12 protein-coding genes are annotated in these 17,760 nt (G+C 66.7%); 3 read left to right on the plus strand and 9 right to left on the minus strand.

The window, feature by feature from the left end; translation table 11 throughout:
- A partial coding sequence (locus tag Acor_RS27235; RefSeq protein ID WP_155339610.1) for a CHAT domain-containing protein occupies positions 1 to 259 on the plus strand: 259 nt, incomplete at its 5' end.
- Between the two features lie 102 nt (positions 260 to 361).
- Here the strand turns inward: Acor_RS27235 and Acor_RS27240 are convergent.
- The 9 genes from Acor_RS27240 to Acor_RS27280 form a co-directional block, all read right to left on the minus strand.
- Entirely contained in the window at positions 362 to 1,219 is an 858-nt protein-coding gene (locus Acor_RS27240; RefSeq protein WP_155339611.1) for an ATP-binding protein, read from the minus strand.
- A gap of 1 nt (position 1,220) precedes the next feature.
- Positions 1,221 to 3,848 carry an Hsp70 family protein gene (locus tag Acor_RS27245; protein ID WP_281353269.1) on the minus strand — a complete coding sequence of 876 codons (2,628 nt, stop codon included), beginning with the start codon at positions 3,846 to 3,848 and terminating at the stop codon, positions 1,221 to 1,223.
- On the minus strand, positions 3,772 to 4,296 hold the full coding sequence (gene grpE / locus Acor_RS27250) for a nucleotide exchange factor GrpE (RefSeq protein WP_155339613.1): 525 nt from the start codon (positions 4,294 to 4,296) through the stop codon (positions 3,772 to 3,774). The genes Acor_RS27245 and grpE overlap by 77 nt, the downstream gene beginning before the upstream one ends.
- Positions 4,297 to 4,309: 13 nt before the next feature.
- Complete coding sequence (locus tag Acor_RS27255) at positions 4,310 to 4,729, minus strand: J domain-containing protein (RefSeq protein WP_155339614.1); 420 nt, start codon at positions 4,727 to 4,729, stop codon at positions 4,310 to 4,312.
- Between the two features lie 16 nt (positions 4,730 to 4,745).
- On the minus strand, positions 4,746 to 9,503 hold the full coding sequence (locus tag Acor_RS27260) for a tetratricopeptide repeat protein (RefSeq protein ID WP_155339615.1): 4,758 nt from the start codon (positions 9,501 to 9,503) through the stop codon (positions 4,746 to 4,748).
- A gap of 117 nt (positions 9,504 to 9,620) precedes the next feature.
- Positions 9,621 to 13,244: a CHAT domain-containing protein gene (locus tag Acor_RS27265; protein ID WP_155339616.1), complete on the minus strand. Its 3,624-nt coding sequence runs from the start codon at positions 13,242 to 13,244 to the stop codon at positions 9,621 to 9,623.
- A gap of 3 nt (positions 13,245 to 13,247) precedes the next feature.
- Entirely contained in the window at positions 13,248 to 13,511 is a 264-nt protein-coding gene (locus Acor_RS27270; RefSeq protein WP_155339617.1) for a hypothetical protein, read from the minus strand.
- 33 nt (positions 13,512 to 13,544) lie between these two features.
- On the minus strand, positions 13,545 to 13,742 hold the full coding sequence (locus Acor_RS27275) for a hypothetical protein (protein WP_155339618.1): 198 nt from the start codon (positions 13,740 to 13,742) through the stop codon (positions 13,545 to 13,547).
- Positions 13,732 to 14,064 (minus strand): CATRA system-associated protein, encoded by a 333-nt coding sequence (locus Acor_RS27280; protein ID WP_155339619.1) that lies wholly within the window; start codon positions 14,062 to 14,064, stop codon positions 13,732 to 13,734. The genes Acor_RS27275 and Acor_RS27280 overlap by 11 nt, the downstream gene beginning before the upstream one ends.
- 169 nt (positions 14,065 to 14,233) lie before the next feature.
- Here Acor_RS27280 and Acor_RS27285 point away from each other — a divergent pair, with 169 nt between their 5' ends.
- Both Acor_RS27285 and Acor_RS27290 read left to right on the plus strand, forming a co-directional pair.
- On the plus strand, positions 14,234 to 15,559 hold the full coding sequence (locus Acor_RS27285; protein WP_155339620.1) for an AfsR/SARP family transcriptional regulator: 1,326 nt from the start codon (positions 14,234 to 14,236) through the stop codon (positions 15,557 to 15,559).
- Between the two features lie 1,538 nt (positions 15,560 to 17,097).
- Positions 17,098 to 17,646 carry a GNAT family N-acetyltransferase gene (locus Acor_RS27290; RefSeq protein ID WP_155339621.1) on the plus strand — a complete coding sequence of 183 codons (549 nt, stop codon included), beginning with the start codon at positions 17,098 to 17,100 and terminating at the stop codon, positions 17,644 to 17,646.
- The last annotated feature ends 114 nt before the right edge of the window (positions 17,647 to 17,760 follow it).

The raw sequence follows: 17,760 nt of genomic DNA on the forward strand, positions 1-17,760 counted from the left end.
CGCCGATCAAGCGGTGCATATTACCGCGGCCTTCCAACTCGCCGGCTACCAACATGTCATTGGCACCCTGTGGCCCATCACCGACGCCACCGCCGCGCAAATAGCCGACGACTTCTACACTCGACTTACCGATGGCGGGAGGACACGGCCAAACACCGGACAAGCCGCCTATGCACTGCACCACGCCATCCAGGGAGTGCGCACTGACTATCCAGCCCGCCCTTCCCTCTGGGCGGCGCACATCCATACAGGGCCATAACAACCCCCCTCACCGCCCGACGACGGCGATGCCCGGCTCGGCCGCCAGCAGCACCCGCAGCACCTCCCCAACATCGGTCGTTGTCGGCGATGACCATTCTGATCATGCAGGGAGCACCGCCCGTACCCGGAAGCCGTCGCCGGTCGGGCCCGCTTCGAAGGTGCCGCGCTCGGCCTCGGCCCGGGCCCGCATGTCGCCCAGCCCGCGCCCGGGGACCGGCTCGGAGAATCGTCCCTCGTTGGTGACGTCGATGGTGACCACGCTGTCGCTCCGGCTCACAATCACTGTGATGCGACCTTCGGCGGTGTGCCGCAGGGCGTTGGTGACCGCCTCGTGGATGATGCGGTAGCGGTTGGTCGTCAGCGCGATGTCGGTGGTGTCCAGCCGCAGGTCGCGACCGGTGGCGTGGACTCGGCCGGCCAGCGTGGCCAGCTCGGCGGCCGGGTCCAGGACGCGCGGCAGACGGTCGGGGTCGGCATCAGGCGAGGTTACGAGACCTTTGCCGTCGGCTTCGGACGTCCTGTTCGCGAACATGTTCCAGCTCCGGGAGACCAACGCCAAAGGCGCTCGAAGGCGGGCGGACCGCTTCTTCATGGCCGCTTCACGGTCATCTAGCGCCGCGAGGCACCTAGTGGCTTCTGGATGTTCCTTTTCCGTCCGGATCGCGCGTTCCCAAACGTCGCGCGCGCTCGCGAACGACCTGTTCTGGGCGTGGATCTTCCCCAGTACGACCATGGCGTCGGCGCAGCCTGAATCGATTGCCATGACCTGCTGCAAGGCAAACGCGGCCGCTTTGGTGTCCCCTGACCTCGCCAGTCGGAGGCCCTCATTGTAGTACAGGATGGCCCGCTGGCGAAGATAGGCGAGAATGGCCAGGTCCTGATCGCAGCCGGGGCAAAGGGTCGACGGCGCGGTCACTGTGATACGGCAGAGCGGACACGAGACCTCGAAATCACTCATTTTACGCGCCCCCCGACTCCAGCTTGGTCGGCATCTTGGAGGAGAAGTCAAGCCCTTGAACTTCTTCCCGGATCTCAGCCCACAGCGTGAGCAGGATCCCCAACGCTGCGCGGACGTCGTCGTCCGCACCGGCGTCAAGCTTCTGGTCCACTTCTCGCAGCGCGCCCTGAACGCGATGCGTGAGCGCCGGTGTGAGCTGCCCCTGGCGCGCGAGAGTGCGGCAGAAGACGAGGATACGGACGACTTCGCCGAATCCGTCGATCAACGCATCCGCGCTGGCTGCGCTGGCCTTCGCGGACGTCCAGTCGGCTCGCTCTCGCGCCACGCCCAGTTCTTCGCTGTAGCGGGCCAGTTTGACGATGTTCTCCTGGCCGATGTACTTTCCTGCGCCGTTGATGACCGCAGTGATGAATGCGTCGGAACCTCGGATCTCCGACACCGTGCCCACCAGCTGCTCGGCCTCGGTGACCAGCATGTCCACCGATTTCGGGCCTGGTCCCTTGATGAGTACCTGGTCGAGATCGTCGAGCAACCGGTAGAACACCTGGGACTCGGCCTCGGTCAGTTCCTGCGCCCAGCGGTCGACGAAGGCGGTGACCTTCTGGCGATGCGCCTCGATACGCTGCTGGTGCTCGGGATCCAATCGCCCGAAGTGCTGCAGTTCCACGACCTTTGTTTCCGCGCCCGCGACGCGCACCTTCACGGCTATGGTCAGGATGCGATCCGCCGACAGGCCGAAGGATACGTTGACCGGTGTGGCTCTGGGTAAGCCTTCCGGCAGCGGCAGTGTCACGTAGCCGCACAGCTGGTTCCGCTGCGCGGTGTCGTGCGGGCCTTCATAAACCGGGATCTCCAGTCGGCGCTGCCCGGTCACAGCGGTTGAGAAGTCACGCCTGTTGGGTTCAAGCGTGGGGCATGGCGTGTTCTTGGGGATGATGACGGCCATTCGCCCGTCGTTGAGTTCGATGCCCAGGTTCTGCGGGGTCACCTCGGTCGGCGGGGCGACGGAGAAGTCCTCATGGCAGGTGCCGCACGACACGGCTCCTTGCAGGTTCCTGGCCCCGCATTTGTCACATTTCAAGCCGCCTTCGTCGATGAGGATCTCGTTGCAGATCGAGCAGGACGTCGCGTTGGCCTGGTTGGCCTTGCCGCAGCGTGGGCAGGCCTGGAGCGCCCCCGCTTCAGTGGCCCGCACCGCCGGGGCCTCTGGTGCCGCGCTGGGGGATACCGCGCCCGCATCGCCGGCGGAGGAGAGTTCGTGACCGCATTTCCAGCAGGCTGTCTCGCCGTTGTCGGACAGCAGATGGCACGCCGGGCAGGCGATCTTCTCGTGGCCATCGAGCGCGGTCGCGCAGTTGGCGCAGCGCAGTGACTCCACCGGGTTCCGGATACCGCAGGCAGGGCAGTCGACCTCGCCGATGAGCGCCGCCTGGACCGCAGCGCCGAGACCGACGCACTGCATGGGGTTGACGTCCTTGCGGATGCTGTCGGGTCCGAACATCTCGGTGAGTAGCCGCTCGACCAGCGGGATCGCGGTGGATCCGCCCACCAGCAGCACATGATCGATGTCGGCCACCGTGAGATCGGCCTCCTGGATGGCCTTGCGGGTCAGCTCCAGGGTCCGGTCGATGTGCGGCCGGATCATCTCCTCGAATTTCTCGCGGGACACCTCGGGGTTGAAATTGACCAGGTCCTTGCCGATCACGGGCACGTTGATCTCGGCCGTCAGCTGGCTGGACAGAGTTATCTTGAGCTCCTCCGCGCTCGCCCGAATTCGTTCCATCCCCTGGTGGTCCCCGGTCAGATCGGCACCGTGCTCCGTGCGCAGAATCTGGAGAAGGTGCCCGGCCAGGAGCCGGTCGAAGTCGTCGCCGCCCAGGAGGTTGTCGCCTTCAACGCCCAGGACGGTGAACGCGCCCTCCATGAGCAGCAGGATCGAGATGTCGAATGTTCCCCCACCCAGGTCGTACACGAGAATGGTCCGGCCATCGTTTCGATGCTCGCGGACGAGGCCGTAGGCGAGAGAGGCGGCCGTCGGCTCGTTGATGATCCGGAGCACCTGGAATCCGGCCAGCCGCCCGGCTTCCCGGGTCGCCGCCACCTGGCGCTCACCGAAGTACGCCGGAACAGTGATCACTGCCCTGGTGAACCGTTCCCGGCATCGATCCTCGGCGTCCTCCCGCAGCCGCCGGAGGACGAGCGCGGAGATCTCGATCGGTGTGTAGGCGCGCCCCCCGAACCAGACGTTGACATCCCCGTCCTGCCCCGCCGTCACCTGGTAGGGAATTCCTCGAAGGACCGCCTGGACCTCGGGGTCGGCGAACTTCCTGCCCATGAAACGTTTGATCGAATAGATGACGTTCGCGGGATCGGCCACGGACCTGCCCCGCGCGGACGCGCCGACCAGAAGTTCGCCCCTTTTGCCACGCCCCACTACAGTTGGCGTGGAATCGCCGCTCTGCCGGTTGATCACGATTTGCGGCTCTCCGCGCCGCATGTAGGCCATGACCGAGTTGGTAGTGCCTAAATCGATGCCGAGCGTACGCTGCACGTCAGTCTCCGATCTCGTCTGGTTCGGTTTCACTGGTCGGATGGCGGACAACGACGACGTGGGCTCGTCGCAAGACATCTGATCTCCACATGAAACCCTCGACCGGCTGCTCGAAGACCGTCTCATCGGGCAGATGGACATGGTCCACGTAGCCAACGATGTCGGCCAGGTCCGGAGCTGGGGACATGCCGGCGAGGCGCATGGGCGTCACGCTCGCACGGGCCAGTTTTTGCAGCAGCAGACGCCGTGTGGCGGCCACCCCGTCGCTGAGCAGCTTGAGCAGCTCTGGGGATGACGCGCCTTCGACCGTACGCCGGTGGATCCGGTCGAGCGCGTCGCTGACCTCGAGCATGCCGAGAAGGAGCTCTCGCTGGGCCACATCCGCCCGTCTCCGCTCCCCCTGGAGGCTGTTTTCCAGCATCCCGCACCTGATCAAGAGCTTGGAGAAGGAATCGATCGGATCGACGCCGGATATTTCATCCGGCACTTGGATCTCCTGCTCGGTGATGGCGAAGGCTCGTTTCATGAGTGCTCCTCGGCTACAGCGGCGGGTCAAGCGGTGGGAGAACGTCGAGGGTGACCTCGAAGCGCGGGCTCACCCGAAACGGAAGGGCCAGCGGCGGCGCCTCGAGCCAGTCCGCGCGGATCTGCTCCATCCGCAGTACGACCAGCGACGACATGGGGTATGGTGCCACCGGCTCGGCGGCCAGGAAACCGCCCTCGGGTAGATCGGCCAGGGTTCGGCGCAGTTCGTCGACCACCTCGGCCGAATCGTGGGACAGCACGTCCGCCTCCAGCCGCCGACGCGGGTTGCGGAGCTCGTTGAACGCGTGGGTGAGGAGCTGCTGCGGGTGGCGCTTCTCGCGGGCCGCGCGCTGGTAGGCTCGTTTCACATCCCCGGCGGATGCCGATGCGGAGAGCCCCAGGATCTCGTAGGGCGATGAGTCGGGCAGGGGCATTAGCGATCTCCCATCGTCATGGCATCCGGCCCAGAATCTGCCGGATCTGGGCATTGCCGGGATCGTGCCGCAGCGCCACTGTCAGGTCCTGTTTGGCCCCGTAGAAGTCACCGCGCTTACTTTTGTTCACCCCGCGCAGAGCCAGGCATTGCGCCAGCATCTTGCGCGTCGTGGCGGAGCCACTAAGCCCCAGCGCCTTTTCGAAGTGACCGATCGCCTCGTCGTAGCGGTCGCCATTGGTCAGCTGGACAGCATGGTTGTGATGGGCGGTGGCGAGTGCGCGGCGGGTGGGTGCGTCGTCGTCGTACCAGCGCGCCTCCTGGAACGATTTGATCGCCTTCGCTTGCTGGTCTTTCTTGGCGTGTTCCATGGCCTTGTTGAAGAGGATCAGCCCGATGCGCCGCTTGGCCTCGGCCTCGGTGGGCTCCGCGGTGGATTTCGGGTTGTGTTCGATCTCCTCGCGTATCAGCGCGATCGCCCGTGCACGATGGCCCGCGACCGCCTCAGCGCTCCCTCGCTTGACAAGAGCCGCGGCCAGGAGGAGCGCCGTGTCGTCGTCGGCCTCCCAGCGCAGCGCATCACGCAGCAATACGATGGCTTGATCCAGGTCCTCATCGGTTCCGGCTGAGAACAGTTGCATCCCGCGGTTGCCGGCCGCGACGCGCGCGAGGTGCCTGGTCTGGTCGTCGGTGGTGTACTTCAGCGCGATGCGCGCATGCTCCACCGCCTCCTTGAATTCGCTGTTGTTGTTGAGTTCCCTGGCGCGCCGCACATACGTCGCCCCGAGATTGCTCCGTACGTCCGGGTGGTCCGGGGCCAGCCGAAGTCCTCTTTCCAGCACGGCGAGCGCCGCCGCGTAGTCACTGTCGACGTTGGCGATCATCTTGGAATGCCGGACACTCGAGTCCGCGATCATGTCGACGTGTCCGGTGAGGTCGGCGCCCAATTCGCCGGCCCGTTCGGCGCACGAGAGCGCCTCCCCCCAGAGCTCGTCCTTGTGAAGCACGCCCGCCCTGGCGATCAAGGCTTCGATCAGCAACGGGCGGCCCGGCGGCCATGGGTCACGGTCCTCGAGTTCCTTGATCGCGTCATCCAGCCGGCGCTCGTCGATGAGATAGCGGTAGCGGCCGAGCGGCGACAACGCCGTTCTCAGTCGCTCACCCAACGGGTCGGCGAGCTTTTCCGCGACCGCCCCCAGGCTCTCGGCCATATCCTGGCCGAACGCTGTCTCGGCCAGCCGCTCAAGCAGCATCGGGCCGCAGGCGAACCCGGCCGGCCACTCGCGTGTGTGCCGCGCCGGAGCGCTTTCCGCGACCAACGCCGCGACACGCAGTTCCACTCCCCAGCGGATCTCAAGATCGCGGTAACGTGTGGCGCGTTCGACTGTGACACCCTCTGCCATAGCCCGGTCCCGCAGATCCTGAACAACGCGCTCGACCACTGCCTGGCGCACCGCCGCGACGGTCTCGTCGGTGTTCTCCCGGCCCGTCCGCGCGGCGAGTCCCATCCAGAAGGCCGGGCTGTGCAGGACCGCCGCCCAGCACGCGAGCAGCAGGTGCCATGCGTCGTCGGCGCTTTCCCTGGCGAGGACGTGGTGGTAGGCGGTAATGGCGATGCGCCGGATGAGCCGGAGGTCGGCCGGACGTCGCCGCCACTCCTCTCGCCAGATCGTCAGCGACTCCTCGTGGCGGCCGAGCCGCGCATCTTCCATCGCGCGCCAGTCCCGCAACAGCAAGCTCGCCCGCTGACCGTGGTCGGACGCCGGATCGAGCCGCAGGACCTCGGTGATGTCATCGGAGACCGCTTCCACATCGGGTTCGCGAACGCGGATCGCGGCACGATGTACATGCATCCGGGCTACCGCGCCGCGCAACGGCGCATCAAAGACCGGGAGGTTTCGCAGGGGTGTCAGTATGTGCAGCGCTCCGTCGAAATCTCCCTGTTCCGCCAGAATGAGGCCTAGATGGCGGGCGCTTCCCATGCCCGCGTTCCGGTGTTGCCTGGCCACCCATCCCTTCAGCGCGTCGGCCGCCGTGTCCAGCCTGCCGGTCTTGCCGGCCCAGCTGGCAATCGCCGTGAACGAGGCGGTCAGGCAAGGGCCGCAGCGGGCGCAACCGTGATCATCGGTCATCCCATGGGTGGCGCAGAAAGCCCGACCGCACTGACCGCAGGACCGGGCCGAGACTTCCCCGCACTCCTGGGAGTGGCAGGCGAGCCGCGATGTCCCGGCCGTGGGGGCGTTGGCTTCGAGGGAGCGGCAGTACGCGCCCAGCGCCTGCGCCCACTGCCCTCGCCGGGCGGCCAGTTCGCCACGTGCGACGTGATACGCGGGCCCGATGACGGCGGCGTGAGTCTCCAGATCATCCAAGAGCGACCCGGCCTCCGTGGTCCAGCCAAGGGCCAACTGGGCGAGCGCGAGATGATATTTCGCCCGCTGCCGAAGCGCCTCTCCCGGCAGCGGCGACAGCAAGGCGGACACGGCGTCGGCGGCACCGTCGAGAAGGGCCGCCACCGCCAGGTAGTGCCCGGGCCTGTTGTCCCCGGCGCCCAGCTCCCGTGCGCGGGCCAGCGCGCCGCGATGGCCGCCACTTGTCCGGTGCGCGCAGAGCTGGACAGTTCCATCCCGCAGGCATGCCTCGACCAGGGCGATCCGGAATGTCTCCCGATCCGGATCCATCGAATGGCACAGTTCCCAGTAGCGACGAGCCGAGCCGTAGGCTCCCGCTTCCAGATCGGCGCGCGCCTGCAGATCCCACGCTGCCACCAGGTTTCCACGCAGAACGGCATCCCGTTCGCCGCCCGAAGCGTTGGCGTGGAGCCGTGCCCACAGGGAGACGGCGGTGGCCATGTCGCCGAGACGAGCGTGTCCCAAAGCGCAGTGGAAGCGAGCACTGTCCCAGGAGCCCGCGTGCGGTCGAGCATCGGCGTCGCCGGATTCCCGGGCAAGCACCGTCTTCAGGGTGCCCACCCCTTGTTCAAGGGCGCCGGCCGCGACCTGCGCCGCCCCCAGCCGGACCCACCCCGGCACCCAGTCACCGCATTGGTCTAGCCCGGCGGCGTACTGCTCGGCCGCGCCATGCGGATCCGCGGCGCGCTCTGACAGCAGACCGAGCCCGAATCTGGCCGGAGCGAAGGACGGGTCCAGCGCCGCCGCGCGAGCGAACGCCGCCGCCGCGCCTTTCCAGTCCTGTATGCCGGCGACCAGCACTCCCAGCGCGTACTGCGCACGCGGATCGTCCGGCGCCAGGGTCACGGCCCGGCCGAGATCGGCGGCGGCACCCATGATGTCCCCAAGCCGTTGCCGCGCCTGGCCACGGAAGAGCGCGATCTCGCTCCAACGCTCCTGGCGGGTGCGCCCCTGATCCGTGCCCGTGGCCTCCGCCTGGTCGAACGCGTCGACCGCTCCCGCCCAGTCGGCAAGCCGGGATCGCACAGAGCCGAGACAGAACGCCGCGTCGGGATGATCGCCCTTGCCGAGGCAGCGTTCGAAATCGCTCGCGGCCCGCTCCAGATAGCCGGCACGTCCCTCGGCGAGGCCGAGAAAGTAGAGGTCGGCGCCGGTGGGCTGGGCGATGGCGGACAGGACCGCGATCGCCTCCGGGTAGCGGTGCTGCTGGTACAGGCTCTGCCCCAGCCCGGATCGGGCCGTGATGTCGTCAGGGTCGAGCTGCAGCACCCCACGGCTGAACGTCTCGGCCTGGCCCCAGTCCTCCTCTTCCAGAAGCAGTTCCACCAGACGCCGATTCGCCGGCAGGTGCCGGGAGCCGGTGGTGGCCGCCCGTCGCAGGGAGCCGATGCCAGATGATCGTCGGCCGCGTTCGAGTTCGGCCAGGCCGCGGGTGTACCAGTAGTCAGCCCGCCCAGGTTGCAGTTCGCAGGCACGGGCCAGGCAGGCCAGCGCATCGTCGAGTTCGTCCAGCCGAGCCGCCGGTTCGCCGTCCCGCCCTCTGGCGAGGTGGATCTCGGCGAGTTCATACAGTACGGGTGCCTGGTCGGCATCGATCGCGAGCGAGCGTTCGAAGGCCGCGGCGGCGCGGTCGTCGGAACCTGCGGCTCTATATAGCAGCCCCAGGAAGTACGGTGTGGCCGCCCGTGCTGGGCCGAGTTGCTCGGCGCGAAGGAACGCGTCGATGGCGTCGCCCCTGCGGCCGAGGCCCCGCAGCGCGCAGCCCTGCGCGAACGCCGCCCATTCCAGGTGCGGCGCGACCCGCAGCACATTCGTGGCCAGGGACCGAACTGCCCGGAGTCCGGGGACGCTTATGTCCGGGGCCACCTGGCAGCGCTTGCGCAGGAGATCGATCACGAGGTCGTCATCAGGAAGTCTCCCCGCGTACTCGAGGTGCTTGATGGCGATGTCGAGCCCGGTCGGCGATGAGTCCGCCCGCGCGGCGACATCGGCCGCGAGCAGCGCGACCGGTTCAGGCGGCAATGTGATCAGCGGAAATGCGTCGCGATATGCCACGCGGGCGTCCGGCAATTTGCCTTGCCGGACGGCGATGTCGCCAATCGCCAACAGCGCCTGGCCACGCATTTCCCGTAGTTCTTTGGACGGGGCGCGCAGGAACTTTATCTTTGACGCGATCTTGGTGAAGAGGCGGTTGGCTCTGGCCAGCCTGTCACGCTCACGTAACTGGTTGCCACGCTCGATGAGCCGAGCGTACACAGCCGGATCACTGGTGCGCCGGTTGTCGCTCACCGCCAGGATGACCCCGAAGATGACAACCGTCACAACGACCAGGGTCGCCGTGGCCAATACCAACGTCACCGTGCTCATCGCCGACCGTCCCCGAACTCATACCTGCCGGGGAATTCCGCGGGCGACGTCCAATATCGCTCCCGGCGGATGCGCGCGAGTTGCTCCGGAGTGAACTCGGACATGATCGTCTCTCGCTCAGGGACCGAGGTGGACATAGGGGGCCCACACGTGCGGGTGACTGGGATACCTCTCGCGGAGTCTGGCGATGGCACCGTGGAGCGCTTCCGCGGCGTGCGCGGATGGGACGTCCGCGTTGGGGGAGAGCTTCTCGTACACCCAGTCGGTCACCTTGGGCGCAAAATAGTCGCTGATCCCCCAAAGGGTCGCTATGACGTGTCGATATCCGGCGAATTGGAATGCCGACGCGAGATGGATGGCCTCGTCTGGGAGACCGGGATCTCCGGTGAACGTCTCGCATGCGGAGAGATACGCCAGGTCCGCGCGGGCGAGACGGAGTTCGGCGATCTCCGAGATCGAGAGCGGGCCGTCGTGCAGCATGATGTGCCCGGAGCCTGGGTCGCTGCTGTCCTGGCTGCCGTGACAGGCGAAATGCACCCAATCGTAGGAGCCCAGTGCCTGGGGTACGTCCGCCCGGGTGGCCTTCTCCTGCAGCATGGTGCTGACGGTCATGTGCTTGTGGGCCAGGTGCCGCTTGATGTGGTCGAGTTCCTCGCCGACCGACGGTAGGGGGGGTTGCCCGGGCGTTTCGGGGATGCCGACCACCAAAGCCCGCTCGGCCCGGTGCTCTGGCTTTGCCTCTGATGGGACCAGCGCGCCGAGGGTGGTCGTGTAGGACGAGATCAGGTGCGGGGGGACCGCCGCGTGGAGGGGGAGCAGCGCGAGCTTTCCCGTCGGGCACCACCAGATGCGCGGGCTCTCAGACTCCAGTCGATCGAGCACCGGGTTCACTACGGTTTCGCGCAGCCAGTCTGTGATCTCCGTGAGGATCTTGTCCATGGCGCGCGTCGGGGTGTCCTGGTCGGGGTCCAGGGCGGTGAGCATGGCACGGGCTCGTTCGCCCACCTCATCGTGCGCGAGTCTCGGCAATGGCACCGCTCGCACCTTCAGCCGGTCGATCAGGAGCGCGTCGCAGCCGTAGGCGCTGACGTTCACGATCACGACCGGACCGTTCACGGACGCCCCGCGCAGTTCCTCGAACGGGGCCGGGCGAAGGAAGTTCGCGAAGCCTTCCAGCTGGCGTGCCATGGCCACCAGGCGGTCCCACTCCTCGGCGAGCCTGCGCGCCCGCTCCTGGTCGCCAACCGTGAATGCGGTGCCGGCGGTCAATTCGGGGAAGGCACGGGGGGCGTCGAGCGCGTTCCGTACGCGGTCGAGTTCGCCGGCCAGGTCGCGGTCGCGCTCGGCAAGCCGGGTCAGGTCGGTCCGGATGTGCAGCTTCTGCGCCCAGAGAATGGAACGACCCTGTTCGAGGAGTTCCACCGCGAGTTCGGGCCGTTGGTCGCGGATCGCCCAGACCGCCGCGTCGCTCGCGAGCCCGCTCCACATCCCGAGTAGTCTCTCCTGGGCCGATCGGTGGAGGCCGCGCCAGGCCACGATGGGCAGCAGCGCCACGGCGGCCTGGTAGCCCTCAGCGGCGAGGTGCGGGTCGTTCTGAGCCGCCGCGAGTTCGCCCCATTTGATGGCGGAGGCGATGCGTGCCGGCGCGGAGCCGGCCGCGGATGTGGCGGCCTCCCGCCACACGGTGAAGGCTTCCCGGAGATCCGCGCGGTTCTGGGTGCTGCGGAATCGTGCTTCGAGTGCGCTGCCCAGATTGGATAGATGAGGTGCCATGTTCTGATGACCTGACGGGGTCAGCTCGACCGCCGCACGACCGTCGCGGACCGCGTCGTCCAGATCCCCCGGCCAGCCGCGCCTCCTGAGTACGAGCCCGAGGTTGTTCAGAAAACCGGCTCTGTCCGGATGCGTGGCGGGGGTGGCCTTCAGGGCCGCGCGAAGTGCCGTTATCGCCTCGGTGATGTCGGACTCGTGGTGAACGGGATCCGGATTCGGGCCTGACGACAGCACGAAGATCTGTGTCTGCAGCATCACTGCGAGGCTGCCTAGGCACAGTGCTCGGGTTGGATGCTGCTCGTCCGTACAGGAGACCGCCCGCCTCGCGACGGTGACCGAGTCGGCGATGTCCGTCAGCATCTCGTTGCGGGTCCTCGCGCCCCGGGATCCCCTGCTCTGCAAGGCGACGCTCAGGTTCAGCAGGCGTCCCGCGAGCTGGGGATGGTTCTCCGGCACGAGTGCGACGGTCTCCCGGCCGATTCGGATCGCCTCGTCGATGTCGTCCAGCTCATGGACGTGCTCGAAACGCAGCATGAGGCTGCCGACCAGATTGCTGCGAATCAGCGCCTTCGATTCCGGATCTGCTTCCAGGGCGTCCGCCTGGCGACAGAGCTGCACGGACTCGTCCAGCTGGGTGAGTTCAGTGGTGCGCTGGTAACTCAGTCTCAGGGTCAGCGCGAGGCTCGCGAGGAATTTCGATCGTCCGGGGTGGGCCGTGTGTTCGCCGGCGATCGACGCTCTGCCGTACCGGATCGCCTCCTCGAGATCGGCGAGGTCGTCGCGCAGGCCGAAACGATGCTGAAGCGCGACCCCGAGGTGGGCCATGGCGACCGCACGATCGCTGTTACCCGGTGGGATGACGCGGACGGCGGCCCGGCCCGCGGTCACGGCCTCGTCGGCCGCGTCGAGGTCCTTGCGGTCTTCGGCGTACGTCGCGAGCGCACCGCAGAGGTTGCTGAGCATGACGGCGCGGGCGCCGGTTTGCGCGCAGTCGGCGACGTCGAGTCCGCGCCGCAACAGGGCGATCGCGTGTTCGAGGGAACCGTGATCTCCGGTCCGCTCGAAGCGAATCGAATGCTCCACGGCCGTGACGTTGAGCGTCATCAGGTCGACGTCGTCGTCCCGGGGATTCGGCAACGCGGAGAACGGCGGTGGCAGCATCCCGGGGTTGATCCGGTTGATGACGCCCATCCATGTCGTCACCTGCTGGTGGTCCCAGGCGTCCTCGCCTTCCGGGAGCCTGCGGTAGCGGTGCATGTGGAAGGTGGCCAGGAGCATCGCCGCCGGTAGGTCGCAGCTGTACCGCCCGCCTACCAGTTCGGCCAGTTTCTCGGCCTCCCGCCGGGCATCCGCTTCGAGAATCACCTGCGAGCCCCGCCATGCGGCCGTTTCGTGGCGGGTGGCGAGCGTTTCCATCAGCGCGTGGCGTTCCAGGTCCTCGTCGTGGCCCGTGTCCTGATGAGCCGAGACTGCCGCGAAGCTCGCGAGCAGGACGGCATGGATGTCGTGCCACGTTCCGCCGAGTAACGCCACCTGGGCCAGTTCGATCAGTCCGGAGTAGGTGGCCGGGGCGTTTCCCGTGAGAGCTCGGGCGGCCGCGGTGTCCGGCTCGCCCAGGACGCACAGCGCCAGCGCGCCGGTCGGCGCCGGGACCATCTCGGCCTCTGTCGCAAGCGCCACCGCGGCTTTGATGGCCCTCGTACAGGTCCGGGTCACCGGTGCGCCGGCCCACAGGCCCGCGGCGGATGGGTCGGGGTCGGGAATATCGGCGGCCACGACGGTGTCGATGCCCCCGAAGTCCAAGGCGAGCCGCTCCCACTCCCCGGCGGTGTCCACCCGCATCAGCGCGATCAGGACGTCCCGCGTGTCCATGGGCAGACCGGGATCACGTCGTCGCGCCGCCTCGTCTAGCGCGTCCTGCGCCTTCATCGTGAAGGCGGGCCTCAGGCGGTCGAGGTTCTCACTCACGGGCTACCGGCCTTCCAGTTCGGCGAAGGCGCGGCCGACGCCGACCTCCCGGCAGCGGCGCAGCAGCCCCAGGTGCTCCCGCAGCAGCGGGTCCCGCTTGGCCTGGGACAAGCCCGGATAGACCATGGCGGTGGTCTGCGGATCCTGGATCATGATCGCGAGCATGTCCGACGCGGCGGAGTAGAGCAGCTCCGGGTGCTCGTCGAGGATGCGACGTGAATCGTTCCACGACCTTGCGCGCAGGAAGGACACGAGGTTCCGCAGCATCTCGGCAGCCTTGTCTTGGGCCAATGTCAGCTCCTAAGGGGTGTGACCCGTTGAGACCACGGCGCGGGGCATGGGGGCGAAGCCCCCGGCGAAGGCCGGGATGGCGACGGCCCATGTCAGCACCGGAGCGGCCGGGAGGCCGGAGAGACCTTCAGCCACCAGGGTGATGATCAGCCAGGCGGTGGCCGCGCTGAGTAGTCCGGCCGATATCGCGCGGCTCTCAGCTGTCATCACGCTCTCCTCGCGCCGCCTCCAGCTCATCGCCGCTCAACCAGCTCCGCAACGTATTGATGCGATCCCGAACGGGTGCGGGCGCCCTTTCCGGCAATTCAAGCGGATTTGTCCGGACCTGACGGCGAGGCGTCAGCAACATCAGCCTGGTCGTCGCCGCCGAGAGCCGCACCATTGGGCCGGCAGCGCACGATTCGATCATTTCGTCCAGGCAGCGTTCCACGTCATTCCATCCCGCTGGGAAAAGCCGCCAATTCAGGACCGCGTCGAGAACGGCCGACACTTCCACCCGCAGCTCGGCCGTTACGATGTTGTCACTCATAGTCGGCGCTCCCCGCGCTAGGATCGCGTTTCGTACATATCCGTATTCGCCGCGATGAACTTCATCGTCGAGTAGACACGCGATCCTGCTTCCGCCAACAGAGATTTTCCGCAACCCCGTTGCTTCCACGCTGCTTCCGCCGGGGCCCGGGTTGCGCTCAGGAGGTGACGTGAGTCGGCCCTACGTGAGACTGCTCGGCCCAGCTCGCGTCGAGATCGGCGGTGCGGAAACCCTGCTCCGGCCGATCACGGCCGCGGTGCTCGCCCGGCTGATCATCGCGGAGAACGAACCGGTCACCGTGCACGAGATCTCCCATGACGTCTGGGGTCGGATTGGCACGATCCAACGCGAAGACCGGACTAGCGTCCAGAAGCGCATCCTCGAACTGCGGCGGATACTTGACCCGCACGGCCCGGGCGAGAGCTCCCAGGTACTGCGCACGGAGCGGGGACGGGTCTCTGCGTACCGGCTTGCCCTGCAGCGCGATCAGGTCGATCTCCTGCAGTTCCAGGATCTGACTCTGAGAGCCCACCAGGCCGTGCCCGCTTCCGCGGTCAAGTTGCTCACTCAGGCGCTGGGACTGTGGCGCGGCCGTCCCCTGGGCGACGTCGATGACCGTCCGTTCGCGGCCCAGATCGTACGTAGGCTGACCGACTATCATCATGCGGCCCGGCGGACGCTGATGTACGCGTACTCGGACCTGGAGCTGCCCGACCGGGCGTTGAAGGTCGGGGAAGGGCTGCTGCGTGATCTCCCCGACGACCAGGAGTTGGTCAGCTTCCTCGCGGAACTCCGGCGGCAGTTGCGCACCAAATTCGGCGGCGAGGTGTTCCGGCAGGACTTCGCCGATCTGAGCACCTCTCTGGTCGTTTCTCGCGGCGACCTGTTCGCGCAGGACGACGCCCATCTGGTGGTCGGCTTCACCGACACCTTCGACACCGCCACCGATCAGGATCTGGTTATCAGCGAGCACAGTGTGCAGGGCCAACTGCTGCGGCGAATTTACGGAGGCGACCGCGCGAAACTCGACCGTGAGTTGAAAGCGGCGCTGCGCAGCGTCACACCCGCGGCCGCCGAGAGCCGATCGGTCAAGCGGCACGGGAGACTGATCCGGTATCCCGTGGGAACGGTGGTCGCCCTCCGCCATTCGGGGCGTCGCGTCTTCGCGCTCGCGTACAGTCGGATGGGCAACAACCTCGTGGCCGAGTCGAGCATGGAGCATCTTCGGCTCAGCCTGGAACGTCTCTGGGACGCCGTCTATCTCCACGGGCAGCGGAAGCCGGTGGCGCTGCCCTTGCTCGGTGCCGGTCTGGCGCGAATCGACGTAGGCCGGGAAGAGCTTCTTTCGGTCATCCTGAATTCCTTCCTGACCCGATCACGCGTCCAATTCGTTTGCCCGGAACTGCGTGTCGTCATTCTGCCCGCGGAACTCGGCAAGGTCGACATATTGTTCCTCGGCAAACTGGCGGGCGAGCTGGATTCCGGGATCGGATAATCGAGTGAAACGGGGACGTCGAATCACCAGAATGGCACCCGGCCCGTGGCCCCGCCGCCGCGATGAAGGGAATACATGGACGTCATCGGAATGATCGACAAGGTTCGCGACTCCTGTGGTGTGCCAGTATGTGTGTACGGCGGTTGACCTGCGGTTATTCGTCCGGGTTCTGGCTGGCTGATGCTGCTGGTCCGCAGCGACGCCTCCAAAGAAGTGGAAATTCTCATACTGCGGCATGATGTGGTGGTACTGCGCCGCCAGGTCGCTCATCCGCGGCCGGACTGGGCCGACCGGGGCGATCCTTGCCGCGCTCACCCGGCACCTTCCGCGTTGGCTTAGCCGCATCCGATCGTTACGCCGGGCACCCTGCTGGCCTGGCACCGCAGACTGGTCAAGCGGCACTGGACCTACCCGGCGCCCCGGCTGATGAGCAGCGCCAGCAACTGCTCCTCCGCCGGGAGGCGAGCGGCAGCACTCGTCCCGCGGTGAGGACGGTCAGATCGCCAAACACCCGGAACTTCATCGACGCTCCCGTGCATGGTGGAATACACATTCGATGCTACGTCGCGACCGCCGGAGCCGAAGATCCTTTCGACGCTGTCCGGGTCAATGGGTTTCCGCGTCGCTGTCGTGTGGCAGGCCGAGTTGGTTCTGATTCTGGCGATCAGTGTGGAGATGGCCGGTAAGTCGGCACATGCCTGTACGAGCTTGGCGCCTCGGCGGCCGGCCAGTGTTTCGCGCAGCCGCGCCGGAGCGGTGATCAGCAGCGCGTGTAACCCCTTGGTGTAGGCGGTGCGCGACTTGACCGCACCCGCGCGGACCGTGTGCAGCGCACGGATCGACTCGGTGATCTTATCTTCGGCCTTGGGCAGGTTGTTTATGGTCTTTGCAGGTGTCAGTGGTTTCGGCAGGTCGGAGCCAAGCCGGTGGTGGGGGCTTCACACCTACAAGGTCGGGCGCCACCCTGAAGTTCCGGCAGCGGCAGGCCGAAGACCGGCTGAAGGACCGGGAGGGGTGAACCGCGGTGGCGACTTTCTCAAGTATTGCGATTGCCCCGAGGGGGGCCCGGTGCTGACTTGGTGCTGACTCCCGGCCGATGATTCGATCATGCTGGTCCGTCATGGTCGTGCCGTAGAGCTGCCGCCTGCGCCCAATATCGGCGGCTGTTTGCGCTTGTGGCGGGCGGATTCAGATGCGATCGTGGCCGACCGGGTACAGCGGCCTGACCTTGCCTGAACCTATGGGTCAGTGGGAGCATCCGAGACGGTATCCCGGAACTGGTCGGCCGACCCCGCAAGAAACAGATCCGCCCGCGCACCGCCCAGACGATCAGCCGCCAACCTGCGGACGAGCCAGGTTTCCTCATGGTTCTCCACTGCTCCCAAGAGCACTACCGGTGACTACTACCGATTCGGATAGCGGTCTCGATCATGGCGGAGCCGTGCATTCCAGCCCCTCTAACCGACGATCTAGGGCGTGTTTGAGCGGTAGATCACTCGTGTGATCTTCTGCTCAGAAAGAGGCCCTAAGGTCGGTTCATGTCCGAGATGCCCTCACGGGTCGAACTGTGCCCGCTCACCCTCGCCGACCAGGACGAGTTCTGCACGCTCGTTAAGGTCAGCATCGAGCTCCACATGCCGTGGGTGCAGTTGCCCGCGACTGCGGAGGAGTTCCAGGCTTGGATGCGCCGCTTTGCCGACGGCACCAACCGGGGCTATGTGATTCGCGCTCAGGAGACCGGTATCGCCGTCGGCGTGGTCAACATCAACTCGATCATCCGGGGCCGCTACCAGGGCGCGTCCCTCGGCTATGCGGCTTTCGCCCCGTCCGCAGGGCGGGGTTACATGACTGAAGGGCTTACCGTCGCTCTGCAGCATGCCTTCAACGACCTGCGGCTCCACCGGCTGGAGGCGAACATTCAGCCAGCGAACAGGGCGTCTTTGGCATTGGTCCAGCGCTTGGGCTTCCGTTACGAAGGCCTGTCGCCCGCCTATCTCTATATCGACGGGGCCTGGTGCGACCACGAACGCTGGTCCATTACCGCACCGTCACCCTGGACGCCCGATCCTTCTCTTCCCGAGATCTAGGCATTTCTTCAGTGGTCACCGCCATTCGTTGAATGGCGGCGGTCGCGACGGCGCGGTGGCGTTTCAGCCGGTTGATCCCGCACTTGACGGCGTGCCGTTCGCAGTAGTCGATCT

The organism is Acrocarpospora corrugata (assembly GCF_009687845.1).
Lineage (GTDB): Bacteria > Actinomycetota > Actinomycetes > Streptosporangiales > Streptosporangiaceae > Acrocarpospora > Acrocarpospora corrugata.

What these genes read in the sequence shown, in the direction of transcription:
- Acor_RS27260 (WP_155339615.1), bottom strand. Translation starts at nt 9,503, where the DNA reads ATGAGCACGGTGACGTTGGTATTGGCCACGGCGACCCTGGTCGTTGTG.
- Acor_RS27270 (WP_155339617.1), bottom strand. Translation starts at nt 13,511, where the DNA reads ATGCTGCGGAACCTCGTGTCCTTCCTGCGCGCAAGGTCGTGGAACGAT.
- Acor_RS27255 (WP_155339614.1), bottom strand. Translation starts at nt 4,729, where the DNA reads ATGCCCCTGCCCGACTCATCGCCCTACGAGATCCTGGGGCTCTCCGCA.
- Acor_RS27290 (WP_155339621.1), top strand. Translation starts at nt 17,098, where the DNA reads ATGTCCGAGATGCCCTCACGGGTCGAACTGTGCCCGCTCACCCTCGCC.
- Acor_RS27245 (WP_281353269.1), bottom strand. Translation starts at nt 3,848, where the DNA reads ATGTCTTGCGACGAGCCCACGTCGTCGTTGTCCGCCATCCGACCAGTG.
- Acor_RS27275 (WP_155339618.1), bottom strand. Translation starts at nt 13,742, where the DNA reads ATGACAGCTGAGAGCCGCGCGATATCGGCCGGACTACTCAGCGCGGCC.
- grpE (WP_155339613.1), bottom strand. Translation starts at nt 4,296, where the DNA reads ATGAAACGAGCCTTCGCCATCACCGAGCAGGAGATCCAAGTGCCGGAT.
- Acor_RS27280 (WP_155339619.1), bottom strand. Translation starts at nt 14,064, where the DNA reads ATGAGTGACAACATCGTAACGGCCGAGCTGCGGGTGGAAGTGTCGGCC.
- Acor_RS27240 (WP_155339611.1), bottom strand. Translation starts at nt 1,219, where the DNA reads ATGAGTGATTTCGAGGTCTCGTGTCCGCTCTGCCGTATCACAGTGACC.